This window comes from Arthrobacter sp. GAS37 (assembly GCF_044908325.1).
Taxonomy (GTDB): domain Bacteria; phylum Actinomycetota; class Actinomycetes; order Actinomycetales; family Micrococcaceae; genus Arthrobacter; species Arthrobacter ramosus.
In genome coordinates this window covers 244,888-258,407 of record NZ_JBIYDB010000003.1, presented here as the reverse complement: position 1 = coordinate 258,407, position 13,520 = coordinate 244,888, and the positions used below count along the sequence as shown (strand labels likewise).

The following is a 13,520-nucleotide window of genomic DNA, read 5'->3' as shown; positions in this document are numbered from 1 at the left end:
TGGCTGGCGGACGCGGCTAAGACTCCTCTGGACAGTAAAAATACCCGATCGAAGGGCAACACATGATTGGCAATCCGTTGCGGGATCTGGAACTCACCGACGAGGTGACTGTCCTGATGCACAAGTTGTACCGCCATCTGCACGCCAACCCCGAACTGTCCATGCAGGAACATCGGACCGCAAGGCTCATTGCCGATCATCTCACTGCCATCGGTGCCGAGACCTTTCGCTGTGGCGGGACCGGCGTCGTCGGGGTACTGCGCAACGGCGAGGGGCCAGTCGTGGGTTTCCGGGCCGACATCGACGGTCTGCCGATCAAAGAGGAAACAGGACTTGATTACGCCAGTCAGGCCACCGGTGCCCTGGCTGACGGGACTCAGGTTCCGGTAATGCACGGTTGCGGCCATGACATGCACATCACCGCAGCGTTGACTGCGGCGGCCTTGCTCGCGGATGCCACCGATACCTGGACCGGGACAGTCGTCTTCCTCTTCCAACCGGGGGAGGAGACGGCCGCCGGAGCCCGGGCGATGGTCGACGATGGTCTGTGGAACAGGGCCCCCAAACCGGAGATAATCTATGGCCAGCACGTCGTGCCGAGTATGGCGGGCACGGTAAGCATCAGCCGCGGTACCGCTATGGCCATGGCCGATTCCTGGAAGGTCACCGTGCACGGGCGTCAGGCGCATGGTTCCCAGCCCCAAGAAGCGATCGACCCGATCGTGCTCGGAGCCCACATGTTGGTCCGGCTGCAAACCATCGTTTCGCGTGAGCTGGACCCCATGCAGTCCGCAGTCGTGACAATCGGAACCTTCCACGGGGGCCTAAAGGAAAACATCATTCCCGCCACGGCCGAGTTCACCATAAACGTACGGACCTTCGACCAGAAAGTGCGCGAAGCCGTGCTGGCATCAATCCGGCGGATCATCCGCGCAGAGGCAGAAGCCTCCTCTGCGCCGCCTCCTGAGATTGAGGAGCTGTATTCTTTTCCACTGTGCTACAACGATCCGGCGGCGACAGATCAACTTATCGAGGAATTTCGGGTCATGATCGGAGAGGATGGGGTCCGCGAGGTTCCGCCGATGATGGCCAGTGAAGACTTCGGGACGCTCGCAGCCGCTATCTCGGCCCCCTCGGTTTACTGGACCTTCGGAGGCTATACCGCGGAGACCCTCAAAGCTGACGGGCACATCGCCGGCAACCACTCGCCACATTTCGCCCCAGCTGCGGAACCCACCCTGAGCACTGGCGTCCGGGCTGCTATGACGGCGATCCTGTCCAAAGTTGGCTGCTGACAGCCCCCGCGAGCCTTTGGTGGGCAGCCGGCGCGAGCATTGGGAAGTTCAGGAGGAAGTCTGGACGCATCACGTACTTTCCGTCGGCGCTATTCGACACGATCTGTCCCGTGTGTCTGAGGCGCGCAAGTCTCGCCGGTGAGCCACCAGGTCCGATAGCCGAATTCGGAGATGTATGAGTGCTCGTGATTTTCGCGGCGATGTCCATAGACACTGAGCAACATGCCATGCTCCGTCGGACGATGGTTAAGCGTCACAATCGTGCGCATTGGTCCCTGAGCGCCGGGATCTCGTGGTCAAGGACCCGTCGTGGTCACGACTGCCTGGGTTTGGCTTCTACTGGGTGAGCTGGGCGATAAGGGTGTAGGTGACCAGGATGGCCAGCAGTACGACGAAGATCCGCAACGCCCACAGGGCTTTGCGGGTGCCGGGGCTCATTGCGATCGGGGGGACCGGGCGGGATTTTGCTGCGGACAGCTGGCCTTGTTCAAGAACCGCGGACGGATCCTCGCTGTGATACTCAAAGCTCTTCATCGTGGTCCTTGTCGGTTGCGGAAGTTCCGCGGATTTGGGGTTCGTTGGGTTAGGCCGGGATGAGGCCGATGGTCTGGAGGAAGGAGATGATTCCGTAGCCCGCGGCGCAGAGGGCGATGAAAACGATCACCAAGGTTCCGAAAATATTCGTCACGCGCGTGTTGGCCCATTCGCCCATCAGCTCACGGTCGCTGGCCAGCATCATCAGGAAGACCAGCGTGACCGGGAGTAGCACGGTGGCCAGCACATTCGCGTTCAGTGCGATGGCCAGCAGCGGCGCACCGGGGATGAGGATCACTGCTGCTGAGATCAGGGCCGTGGTGACGCTGACCCCGTAGAATAGGGCCGCGCCGCGGGGGGAACTGTTGAAGCTTGCCGAGACCCCGATGCATTCGCCGGCGGCGTAGGCGGTGCTGGCTGAGATGGTCAGGATCGCCACCGCTCCGGCTTCGATGAGACCCAGAGCGAAGACGGCGCCGACCGGTGTTCCCGCCACGGCGCTGAGGGCGGCAGGGAACCCTGCCCCGGCGAGGCCCTGGATGGCTTCGCCGCCATGGGTGAACAGAACCGCTCCGGCAATGAGGGCTGCGCAGCCAAAGACCGCGGCTAGTCCTGCCCCGACTGCCGTGTCGAGGCGGCCGTGTTTGAGGTCATGGTGGGTTATTCCTTTATCTGCCGAGGCGCTCTGCTGGAAGAACACCATCCACGGTGTGACGGTCGCCCCGATGGTTGCGGTCAGCAGAAGCAGAAGCGTTGTGAGCCCTCCGGTGGGTAAGGGTGACCAGGTGGCGAAGGCGTGGCCGATGGCGGCCGGATCCGGGTGGACCATTATTGCGGCGACCAGGAACAGGCCGTTGAACACGGCCAGGGCCAGGACGATCCGTTCCCAACGCCGATATTGCCCTCCGGTCAGGGTCAGGATCACCAGGAGGATGCCTAGGGCTGCAGCGAACGGTGCTCCCAGACCGAAGAATGCCAGGCCGACACGGATGGCGACGAACTCGGAGACCAGGGTGACGAGGTTGGTGAGCACGAGGTCCGCTGCTCCGAACCACCCCCAGAGGCGGCCGTAGCGTTGCAGGACGAGTTCCCCGTATCCGCGGTGGGTCACGGCGCCGACCCGCATGGACATTTCCTGGCAGAGGTAGGACATCGCGAATAGGACAACGATGAAGGGCAGGAAGAACCCGGTGCCGTAGCTGGCTCCGTCGGCGGCGTAAGAGACCATGCTGGGCCCGTCGTTTTCCCCCAGCATGGCCAGCAGCCCCGGACCGGCCAGCAGCCACGCTAGATGGTGCCGTTTTCCGGAGCGCCGTGCCCGCCTGACCCGTGCCCGGTCAGAGGACCGGACCACGTCCTCCCGAGTCAGGGATGAACCGTTCGTATCCACGACGGTCACCACCCGGCCCGGCGGACCGAAACAGGCGGGCAACGGACACACACCGGCGCTGACCGGACGTGGACCGTTGGATGGGACACGGCAAATAAGGAAAGCCTCGTATCAGAATCAGAATCAGAATCAGAATCAGAGGCTGCGGAGGAGACAGCGACGCGAACAGAATGGGGGCTGATCTTTAAGAGCATTGGTTCCTTCCGGAAGGGTCTTGGACAGGCTGTCCCGGCCCGAGGCTGGTCCAGCCCTGGGCCGGGAAGGACACCCCGGCCGGGGGTGACAATGTCTTCTTCAGCACGCCTCGGCTGGCTTTGTCTGTCGATGGACGCCACCCACCAGCGCCTGAGCGAAGCATGTTATTGCCAACCGAAATTGGACGGTTTGGGTGGCTTCTTCAAACGACGCCTTTCTGGAGCATGAAGCACGCATAGGGCTGATCTTCGGTGGTCTGCACCACGACGAAGGAATCCTGTACCCGCCTGTAAAAGTCGTGTCGCTCCACGGCTCCGTAGACCAGTTCTAGGCCGGTGGACTCGGCAGCGGGTTGATGTTTCTTAGCATGGATCTTCTTTCGATCTACGAGAACAGGTTGACGACCGGCGCTAAATCTTTTTATGCCCGAAAAGCAACTGCGTAATGGGCAGGTCCCTAGGAAAGCCGGCCAATATTGGCCCAGGCCTGACTCACTGCCGAGCGAAGCGAACGTAACCCGCGGCAGACCAGCGGGCCTTCACGGGCAGCGCGTCCCTCCCTCCGCGGCGAACAACATCCCGCAGCTGCCTCAAGTTGCGCCCGGACTTCGGAACGGCGGAGGTTTGGAAAATTGCTGACTATAGACAACAGCGCCGGAAGGCCTCTACGCTATCGATATTGTCAATATTCACTCTATCTAACATTCATTTTGAGTGGAACACAAGGAGGTCGTGTGTGAATAAACTCATCGGATCACGGAATATTACTCGGGTGCTGGCGCGCGTTGCCGTCGACGCCGCAGTCAGAAAGTCCACGGAGATGGGTGTGTGCGTCAGCATCGCAGTGGTCGACAGCGCCGGACACCTAGTGTGTTTCGAACGAATGGACAGTGCGCCCTTTCAGACGGCGAAAATCGCAGTTGACAAGGCGTACTCTGTCGCCGGTAACGGCATGGCCACGCACGAGTTCTGGGAAGTTGTCCGTCAGGAGGAAGCCCTGCTGCATGGCGTGGCCACGATCGAAGGGGCAACCATTATCGGTGGAGGACTACCTGTCCTGCACGACGGCGAACTGATCGGTGCCGTTGGAATCTCCGGAAAGAGCTCCATGAAACAGGACCGTGAGATCGCCGAAGGTGCCATCGAGGCTGTTGCAGCTTCTCTGGCGCCCTGAAGCTTCGATTTCGCGTAGCTCGAGCACACCTTTCCTCGCAGAACCCCTGCCTCAACGTCCCAATGTAGATGTCCAGCCCCAAGGAGCACCTTATGTCAATACAGCCAATTCCCGACTTTGCCCTCAACGACGGATCTACAATTCCCCAGATCGGCCTGGGCATCTTCGGCCCAAACGACGCCTCTGCCGCCGACACCGTGGCTACGGCACTCAAGCTTGGATACAGGTCATTGGATACGGCCGAACAGTACCAAAATGAATCCGGCGTGGGCGAAGGAATCCGCCGCTCCGGTGTCCCTCGGGACGAAATATACGTCACCACCAAGTTGGGCAATGAAAGCCACGGCTATGACGCGGCGCTCCGCGGATTCGAAGGCAGCCTTAAGCGGCTCGGCCTCGACTACGTCGATCTCTTCCTGATCCATTGGCCGATGACAAAGATTGACAAATACGTCGAGAGCTGGCGGGCACTTGAGCGTCTCCAAAAAGGAGGCCTGGCAAAATCAATCGGCGTCGCAAATTTTCAGATCCACCACCTTGACCGTCTGATGGCGGAATCACGCGTGGTTCCCGCCGTCAACCAAATCGAGCTCCATCCCGCCCTGCACCAAGCCGAGTTGAAGGCATACAACACCTCACATTCCATTGCGACGATGGCCTGGTCCCCCTTGGCCGGGAACCCGTTTGCTAACCGCAAGCTGACCGACAGCCCCGTCCTCCTGAAGATCGGCGCGAAGTACGGGAAGACTGTGGCCCAGGTGATCATCAGATGGCACCTCGACCAAGGAAACGTCGTCATCCCCAAGACCGTGAGTCCCGACCGAATGATCGAGAACACGCACGTCTTCGACTTCGAGCTCGAGGAAACCGATCTCGCTGAGATCGCCGCACTCGAGACCGGAATCCGGAACCCCTACGACCCCGACCTCATGGATTGAGTACGCTCCAACCGCTTTGCGTGACCACCATGTAGTTTGCAACATCAAATAACAAATTTCTTGGCCGGAAGCTTCCGCTTTCGAAGACGTGACGATAGTGTTATTAACCACATCATGTAACACTCAACGACGAGGATACAAAAATGATTCAGCGTTCATTGACTGCCAGGCAGTCGAACCCCAGTTGGACCTTCATTCGGGCGGCCGCCTTTGTGGGCGCCGCTGCCATTGCACTCTCCGCATGTGCAGGAAGTCCGGGTAATGCCGGAGCCTCGAAGGAAGACTATTACCTTCCCGAGAACCTCGCCCTTTATGCGCCCGACAGTGCCACGGTACTCAAACCGGCTCCGGGGAGCCCGGTCACAGGACCCGTCACAAAACAGACCCTGACCCTCCCTTATGCAGGAGCCTTGCCCGTCCCCGACGGACCCATCGGAGACCCGGCGAAAACCTACACCTTCTGCTTCTCTCAAGGGCTGGCCAACAATCCCTGGTCCACTGCACAAAAGGAAAGCCTCATGATCGAGGCCGCCAAGCATCCCAATGTCCAGATCAAGTACACAGAAACGAATGATCCGAGCGCACAAGTCGCGGACCTCCAGTCCTGCGTGAGCCAAAAGGTCAACGGCATCCTGGTATTTCCCCAGTCAGTGGGTCCACTGACTCCTGCCATCGATGCAGTCTGCAAAGCCGGCATTTTCGTCATCGGCATGGAACGGACGGTAGACACCGACTGCCCTGATTCCTGGATCTACCTCGACTACAAGCAAGGTGCCATCCAGATTGCCAACACCATCGGCGACTCGCTGAAGGGTAAAGGTACCGTCGTGGAGACGCAAGGAACGATGGGTTCCTCTCCGCAGATTCTGCGGCACGAAGGGTTCATAGCCACCCTGAAGTCCAAGTACCCGGACATCACCCTTAATGAAACTTCTCCCGGCGACTTCGATCGCACGAAGGCATATCAGGCCGCACTCAGCTTCCTCCAGTCACCTCAGGGGCAGAAAATCGACGCGTGGTACACCCAATACAGCGAAATGGCGCTGGGTGTTTACGCCGCGATGCAGCAGACGGGACGGACGAACATTCCTCTATATACGTGGGGGGACGACAAGGCCACTACTGCGGCCATCCAGCGCGGCGAAGTCCTAGCCGCTGTTCCCGCCACGCCCCTGCACGCCGATCTGGCCCTTCGAGTAGCCATCCAAGCCATTGATAAAAAAGATTTCCCGAAGCGCATCATGCTTCAGCAGCCGCTTCTCCTGACCAAAGAAAACGCCGACGCGTACGACAAAACCACCTGGGGCTCCGCGGGCTAAGCGGGGTAAAAGCCGATTCTCGGCTGCCATTAACGCCGACCAGGAAAGGTAATTCTCATGTCAAAATTCTGGCTTCCAGCACGACAAGAACCGGAGCAAGCCGCCCCCGAGGCCGTCAATGGCACCGGCGACGGGCCTGTTGTGGCTCTGCGTGGCATAACCAAGAAGTATCCAGGCGTGCAGGCACTCACCTCTGTGGACCTGGACATCTTTCCGGGGACCGTCCACGCGATTAGCGGCGAGAACGGTGCAGGAAAGTCGACGTTGTCGAAGGTCATCTGCGGACTCGTGCAGCCCGATGCAGGGGAGGTGTATATCGACGGAAAAAAGGTGCATCTCACCTCTCCTCAAGACGCCCGCCTTCTGGGAGTCAGTGCGGTCCCGCAGGAACTTTCCCTTGTTCCCAATATGTCAGTAGCGGAGAACATCTGCGTCGCCTCCTTCCCTGCGCGCTCCGGGGTGGTCTCACGCAAGGCTCTCAGGGCCAAGGCGCAACCGGTGCTTGACTCGCTCGGCCTCACCATCGATCCGTTCTCAGAGCTGAGCGAGCATTCCCCCGGCATCCAACAACTGGTCATGATCGGAAGGAGTTTTGTCGGCAAAGCCAGGATCATCATTCTGGACGAGCCAACCGCTGCTCTGACGGAACCGGAAGTCGCGCACCTTTTCGAGGTTGTGGAAAAGGCCAAAGCTGCCGGCACAGCTTTCATACTGGTCAGCCACCGCCTTCAGGACCTCTCGCGGATTGCCGACACGGTTACCGTGCTTCGGGACGGGGTCAAAATCGTCACCGAGCCAATGAGCCGGATGAGCCATGACGATATCGTCAAGGCAATGGTGGGGCGGCCCATTGAACGGTTCACACATGAGATTCACGACGGCGGCGGCATCCAGTTCGAGGTCAAATCCGGCCATCTCGAGATGACCCCGAGACTGTCGGTGAAGAACCTGTCGAGCCTCGGCAAATTCGAGGACATCAGCTTTGAGTTGAACCCCGGAGAAATCGTGGGCATGGGCGGGCTGCTGGGAGCAGGCCGCAGCGAAGTTGCACGGGCGATCTTCGGCGTCGACAGCTACGATTCCGGCACCATCGAGGTGAACGGGGTGCCGCAACGGCTACGCAATCCCCGGCAAGCCATCCGCGCGGGCATCGTGATGGTTCCTGAGGAAAGGAAAAGCCAGGGACTGGTACTGGACATGACCATCGAAGAGAACTTCACGCTCTCGCAACCGGAGGTCATCTCTAAAGGCGGGTGGCTCAGTAGGACGGGGTCTGCGCAGCTGGCACGGGACCTGATCGGCAAGCTCAGCGTGAAGGCGGCCGGAGCCGGCGTCCCCGTAGGGACATTGAGTGGGGGAAACCAGCAAAAAGTTGTCATTGCCAGGTGCTTCCTCAACGACTTTCCGGTCTATATCTTCGACGAACCCACGCGGGGGGTCGACGTGAACGCGAAGTTCCAGATCTACCGACTCATCAATGGACTCGCAAAGGGTGGAGCCGGGGTACTCGTTATCTCCTCTGAGTTGTCTGAGTTGCTGGCGATTGCGGACCGGATCCTTGTCATGCGGGACGGCCGCCTTGTGGATGACATTCCGGCCATCGGGGCCACAGAAGAACGCATCCTCTCCTCCGCGATGGTCTAGATCAGGCCCCGGAACCATTCTGATTCTCTGAGAAGGAACAACGCACATGAGCACTGAAGTCGCAACGCCGACTCCCCAAAAGCAGAACTTACGTCGGGAATGGGCCCCGGCGGCCCTACGCAAAGCCGGAGCGCTCCCGGCACTCGTTGTCGTCCTGATCCTGGGGTCGGCCCTTTCCCCATTCTTTATGACTGTCGACAACATCCGGAACGTCCTAGGTCTAGCCTCGATCATCGGCCTACTGGCAGTGGGACAGGGATTCGTGATAATCGCTGGCGGCGCCGGCATTGATCTTTCGATCGGAGCCACCTTGGCCCTGGCGGCCATCGTCGGGGCGAAGATGGCGCCATACGGCCCCGTCGGAGTAATCGTCGGCGCGTTGTTGACTGGACTTTTCGTCGGCACAATCAACGGGCTGGGAATCGCCTTCGGTCGGTTGCAGCCCTTCATCATCACCCTTGGAACAATGACCATCGCCACTGGCGCCGCTTTTTTCCTCTCGGGCTCCAACCCGATCCGGCTGCGGGGCGACAACGCGCTGAAATGGCTCAGCACTGACTTATTCGGCATACCGGTTCCGGAGATCGTTTTCGTTCTGACCGTTGCGATTGCTCAGATTGTGCTGTCAAAGACTGTTTTTGGGCGTCAAATCTACGTCTTGGGCGGCAACGAGGAGGCGGCCCATTTCGCCGGCATCCCGGTCGTTCGGCACCGCATGACGGTTTACATGATTTCAGGTCTCTGTGCCGGCATGGGAGCGCTTGTCCTGATGTCACGACTTCAGACTGCTGACCCGGCCTACGGCCGTGGCTATGAACTTGCAGCCATCGCGGCTGTCGTCGTCGGCGGCGCCCCGCTCACGGGCGGAGTCGGAACCATTCGCGGCGTTGCAGTCGGCGTCCTGATCATCCAGTTCATCACCAACATCCTTGATCTGCTCAACGTCAATCCCTATATCCAGGCCATGGTTCAGGGACTCATCCTGATCGCGGTCGTCGCACTCAACAGGCGCGGTTCGGCAACCTCGGTCCAAGCGCTGAAACGGTCTGTGCCGCTGATATGTGGTCTGGCACTGGGCGCGATCCTCCTCTTCGGCTTACCGCACTGACGCGTTCAGTCCGGCACCCGTTCAATCCAAAAAGGTCACCGCTTCAGAGGTGCAAAGAAAGGTTAGGTAGTCATGATTCCCAGGAAGAAACCTGAGCCGGTCGAAGTATTGATCATCGGCGCAGGCGCCTCCGGCGGCACGGCCGCCAAGGTGTTTACAGAGGCCGGGATCCGTGTGGTCGCACTTGACCGGGGCCCATTCTTGCGAAATGAACAATTCTCCGGTGACGAACTCAAATACCTGAACCGGAACTACGTATGGCCTGATCCTCAGCTGAAGCCACGTACGTACAGGCCCGACGAGGAAAGCCCCGAAGAAGAAGTCCAGTTCTCCCCGACTCCACAGGGTGTCGGGGGCGGAACGATCCATTGGGGTGGCATCGTTCCCCGGATGACGGAGGACGACTTCCGCCTCCGTTCGCTGCACGGTGATATTCCCGGCGCGAGCCTGGTCGACTGGCCCATCGAATACGGTGACCTTGAGCCTTACTACACGCGCGTTGAATGGGAGCTTGGCACTTCGGGACTTGCAGGCGCCAACCGATGGGAAGGACCGCGTTCCAAGGGATACCCCACGAAGCCGGTCGAGCTAACGCACTATGGGCGTGTTTTTGCACAGGCCATGAAAAAGATGGGCCAAAGCACGTTCCCGATTCCGCAGGCAATGGTCACCGAGCCGTATCGAGGCCGCAACGCGCACGTGAATTCGGGCTTCTGGCAGCAGTATGGCGACCCCGTAGGGGCCAAATCTTCAACGGCGAATACGTTCATTCCGGACGCACTTGCCACGGGGCTGCTTGATCTCAGGCCGGACTGCTATGTCCGGGAGATCATTCTTCACCCGGACGGAACAGCTAAGGGCGCCATTTACACCGATGCCGACGGCAATGAGGTTAAGCAGCTTGCCGATATCGTGATCTGCTGCGCCGGGGCAATTGAAACCACACGCCTGCTCCAACTATCGAAATCAGCGAGCCATGCCAACGGGCTCGCCAACAGCAGTGGTCTGCTAGGAGCAAACGCCACTTTCCACGAGTACCTGTTCGCGATCGGGCTGTTCGACAAGGAGGTGGTGGATCCCCTGTATCCCTGGGCCGGCCACTACATGAACACCATGTCGTTCGACTACTACCAGACTGACTATGACCGCGGTCACATGCTGGGGACGCTCATCTTCGCCTCGATGCTTGGCCATCCCGTCAACTGGACCTTCCCCGGGCGACCCACTTGGGGGCAGGCCTCGAAGGACGCTGATCGCGATCTGTTTAACCACAGCATGAAGCTCGGTGTCATGGTCCAGGATCTACCCGTGGAATCCAACCGGGTAGACCTCGACCCAAACGTCGTCGATGCCTGGGGACTGCCAGTCGCCCGCATTACCCACACTCCCCATGCCAACGACTTCGCTCAGGCAAAGTGGCAGGTCGCGAAGAACATGGAAATTCTGGAGGTGGCAGGCGCCAGCAAGATCATCCCGGTCAACCTCGAAAAGATCACAGGCAACTGCTGCCACGAAATGGGTACTGCACGGATGGGTAACGACCCGTCAAAGTCCGTCGTCGACAAATGGTGCCAGACCCACGATGTGCCGAACCTTTACATCTTCGACGGCAGCTTCTTCCCAACCTCGACCGGCGTGAATCCGACGCTTACCATCATGGCCAACGCCTGGCGGTGCACTGAACGCATCATCCATGTCCGAGGCAAAGGCCGCACAGCAGACTGATGCCACTTTCCCTGATTAAACAGACAACAAGGAGGGTTTCTCCCATGGTCAGCCAATCCCAGGCCCACTGGCCCACGGTGCCGATTTCGGCTCGAGACGTAGACGGGCCCCTGTTCTTTACGGACGAGGAGTGGACCCTAGTCCGGGCCGCGACTGCCAGAATCATACCCACGGATTACGATCCCGGAGCGGCGGAAGCCGACGTCGTACGATTTCTTGACCGTTTTCTTTCCGGTGACTTCGTGTATGCCAGCGCCACTGGTGACGGATTCCTGGAAATACGCGGGAAGGAAGCCGAAGCCTGGCAAGCGCGAATCAAGCACAGGCAAACGGTATACCGCGAAGGACTAGCGGCCCTGAAAGCGCTCAGTTTGGACAAATACGCCAAGGACTTCCACGAGCTGTCGGATGACGAGCAGGACGCACTGCTCGTTGAAACCTCCGGACGGCCAAAGCCGCGGCATGTTCAGTTGCACGATGACGAAAATTTCAACTCGGGGGAGGGCGGCCCGCCCCCGACCAACCAGCCCGTCAGCGACAGTGGCCTCGGATTCTTCGACATGCTCGTCGCCCACACGCGTCAGGGCTTCTACGCCGATCCCGTGTATGGGGGGAACAGGGACTTTGTCGGGTGGCGAGTCATTGGGTTCGACGGGCCGAAATCATTGGGGGACACTGTAGCCGGCCATTATACGACGACTGACTACATGATCATGGGAGCCACCTGGCCGTATGCCCAAAGTCCCAGGGTCCAGCGCTTCGGCCGCTAGGGCGGGCTGAAGCCTGGCAAGTTTTCGTTACCGAGCCCAAGCACAGGCGCCTCATGTGTTATTTATTGTTATAAGAATCATCGAAATCCTGAAGTTAGGGCTAAAAACCCTTGACGGACCCCTTACCAGCTGTAATAGACTGATAAATGTCACAAGATGTTAGACATAACATAACTGTTTGTCCAGCCAACGGAGATTGGAGTAAGAAAAGTGGAAAAGACCCGCATCATTCTCGATACGGATATTGGAACCTACTACGACGACGCCTTTGCGGTGATGTTCGCGGCTCAGTCGCCGGAGCTGATCGTCGAAGGCGTCACTACCTGCTACGGAGACACGCACCTGCGCGCTCAGATCGCAGTCAAGGTCCTGGAGGCGGCCGGCCGTAGCGACATCCCCGTGTTCAAGGGCATCGGTATGCCGATGCGCGGCCACGCACTGATGTTTGGTTTCGAGGGCGAAGGCATTCTCGAAGACGGTGAGGAGCCCCAATACGAGGATCAGCACGCGGTTGATTTCATCATCGAGACGATCATGAACAACCCTGGTGAAATCAAGGTCGTCACGCTGGGTACGGTGTCAAACGTCGCCCACGCGATCCTTCGCGAACCGCGGGTCGTGGAGAACATCAAGGAACTCATCATCATGGCCGGCGTTGTTATCCCGATTGTGGATGAGAAGGGCGTCCGTCGCTCGCCTCGCGAGGAGTACAACTTCAACAACGATGCCATCGCTGCTGAAATTGTTCTGAACTCCGGCATGCCGATCACGTACGTTCCGTGTGATGTGACGCTCTACACCCCACTCTTGAAGGAAGACGAAGACCGCATCAGGAAGGCCAACACTCCTATTACGGAAATGGCCACCCGGATCCTCGACCTGTGGCCCCCGCAGGAGAAGCTGATCTACACCGCCGTGGGAATTGCAACCGAACACACGGCGCTGTGGCTGCATGATCCGCTCGTTGTCATGCATGCCTTCGATCAGACCCTGCTGAAGCTGTTCCCGCTGCACATCGCCACGGAGTACAACCTGACGCCGATCGAACGTGATATGTATGTTGCGAACGCGAATGGACAGCAGGATCTCTTGCGTACCAACCCCAAGAAGCTGCCTCCGAACATGGACGTGGCGCTCGAAGTGGATGGTCCCCGAGTCAGCCACTTCTTCGCAGATCGTCTTACCGCACCCCTCGGAAACGGCGTTACGAAGGAACTGGAAACCCAGGGCGCCTCTGCGTAGATTCCGCATATCGAACATGAGCCGCTCCGCCCGAACACAGGGCGGAGCGGCTCATGGCTCTTGGGCAAACTCCCGGTGGAAGGATGTTTCGCCTACTCATGATCGTTTTCAACAGAAATCCAATGCCGGCGCGACCAGGTGCTGGCCGCATATTGGTGAAATGAGCAGGACATGAATCCAGGTCTGG

The 13,520-nt window shown here is 59.3% G+C and carries 12 protein-coding genes; 9 read left to right on the top strand and 3 right to left on the bottom strand.

The window, feature by feature from the left end; genetic code table 11:
• Positions 1-62 precede the first annotated feature (62 nt).
• Positions 63-1,295: an amidohydrolase gene (locus ABH924_RS04925; RefSeq protein WP_404497352.1), complete on the top strand. Its 1,233-nt coding sequence runs from the start codon at positions 63-65 to the stop codon at positions 1,293-1,295.
• 336 nt (positions 1,296-1,631) lie between these two features.
• Here the strand turns inward: ABH924_RS04925 and ABH924_RS04920 are convergent, their stop codons facing one another.
• The 3 genes from ABH924_RS04920 to ABH924_RS04910 all read right to left on the bottom strand — a co-directional run bounded on the left by ABH924_RS04920 (position 1,632) and on the right by ABH924_RS04910 (position 3,739).
• The gene (locus ABH924_RS04920; RefSeq protein WP_404497351.1) at positions 1,632-1,829 is read right to left on the bottom strand and encodes a hypothetical protein; all 198 of its coding nucleotides are present in this window, start codon (positions 1,827-1,829) and stop codon (positions 1,632-1,634) included.
• Positions 1,830-1,878: 49 nt separating this feature from the next.
• On the bottom strand, positions 1,879-3,219 hold the full coding sequence (locus tag ABH924_RS04915; protein ID WP_404497349.1) for an NRAMP family divalent metal transporter: 1,341 nt from the start codon (positions 3,217-3,219) through the stop codon (positions 1,879-1,881).
• Between the two features lie 397 nt (positions 3,220-3,616).
• Positions 3,617-3,739 carry an RbsD/FucU domain-containing protein gene (locus tag ABH924_RS04910; protein WP_404497399.1) on the bottom strand — a complete coding sequence of 41 codons (123 nt, stop codon included), beginning with the start codon at positions 3,737-3,739 and terminating at the stop codon, positions 3,617-3,619.
• A 410-nt stretch (positions 3,740-4,149) separates the two neighbouring features.
• On the opposite strand from ABH924_RS04910, the gene ABH924_RS04905 reads away from it, so the two are divergent.
• The 8 genes from ABH924_RS04905 to ABH924_RS04870 all read left to right on the top strand — a co-directional run bounded on the left by ABH924_RS04905 (position 4,150) and on the right by ABH924_RS04870 (position 13,333).
• A complete protein-coding gene (locus ABH924_RS04905) occupies positions 4,150-4,587 on the top strand; it encodes a heme-binding protein (protein WP_404497347.1) in 438 nt (145 codons plus the stop codon).
• Positions 4,588-4,679: 92 nt separating this feature from the next.
• Entirely contained in the window at positions 4,680-5,525 is an 846-nt protein-coding gene (locus ABH924_RS04900) for an aldo/keto reductase (protein WP_404497345.1), read from the top strand.
• Between the two features lie 143 nt (positions 5,526-5,668).
• Positions 5,669-6,844 carry a sugar ABC transporter substrate-binding protein gene (locus ABH924_RS04895; RefSeq protein ID WP_404497343.1) on the top strand — a complete coding sequence of 392 codons (1,176 nt, stop codon included), beginning with the start codon at positions 5,669-5,671 and terminating at the stop codon, positions 6,842-6,844.
• Between the two features lie 57 nt (positions 6,845-6,901).
• Positions 6,902-8,488: a sugar ABC transporter ATP-binding protein gene (locus tag ABH924_RS04890; protein ID WP_404497341.1), complete on the top strand. Its 1,587-nt coding sequence runs from the start codon at positions 6,902-6,904 to the stop codon at positions 8,486-8,488.
• Positions 8,489-8,534: 46 nt separating this feature from the next.
• The gene (locus ABH924_RS04885; protein ID WP_404497339.1) at positions 8,535-9,596 is read left to right on the top strand and encodes an ABC transporter permease; all 1,062 of its coding nucleotides are present in this window, start codon (positions 8,535-8,537) and stop codon (positions 9,594-9,596) included.
• 72 nt (positions 9,597-9,668) lie between these two features.
• A complete protein-coding gene (locus tag ABH924_RS04880; RefSeq protein WP_404497337.1) occupies positions 9,669-11,321 on the top strand; it encodes a GMC family oxidoreductase in 1,653 nt (550 codons plus the stop codon).
• Between the two features lie 44 nt (positions 11,322-11,365).
• Positions 11,366-12,091 (top strand): gluconate 2-dehydrogenase subunit 3 family protein, encoded by a 726-nt coding sequence (locus ABH924_RS04875; RefSeq protein WP_404497335.1) that lies wholly within the window; start codon positions 11,366-11,368, stop codon positions 12,089-12,091.
• 210 nt (positions 12,092-12,301) lie between these two features.
• Entirely contained in the window at positions 12,302-13,333 is a 1,032-nt protein-coding gene (locus ABH924_RS04870; RefSeq protein WP_404497333.1) for a nucleoside hydrolase, read from the top strand.
• Positions 13,334-13,520 lie beyond the last annotated feature (187 nt).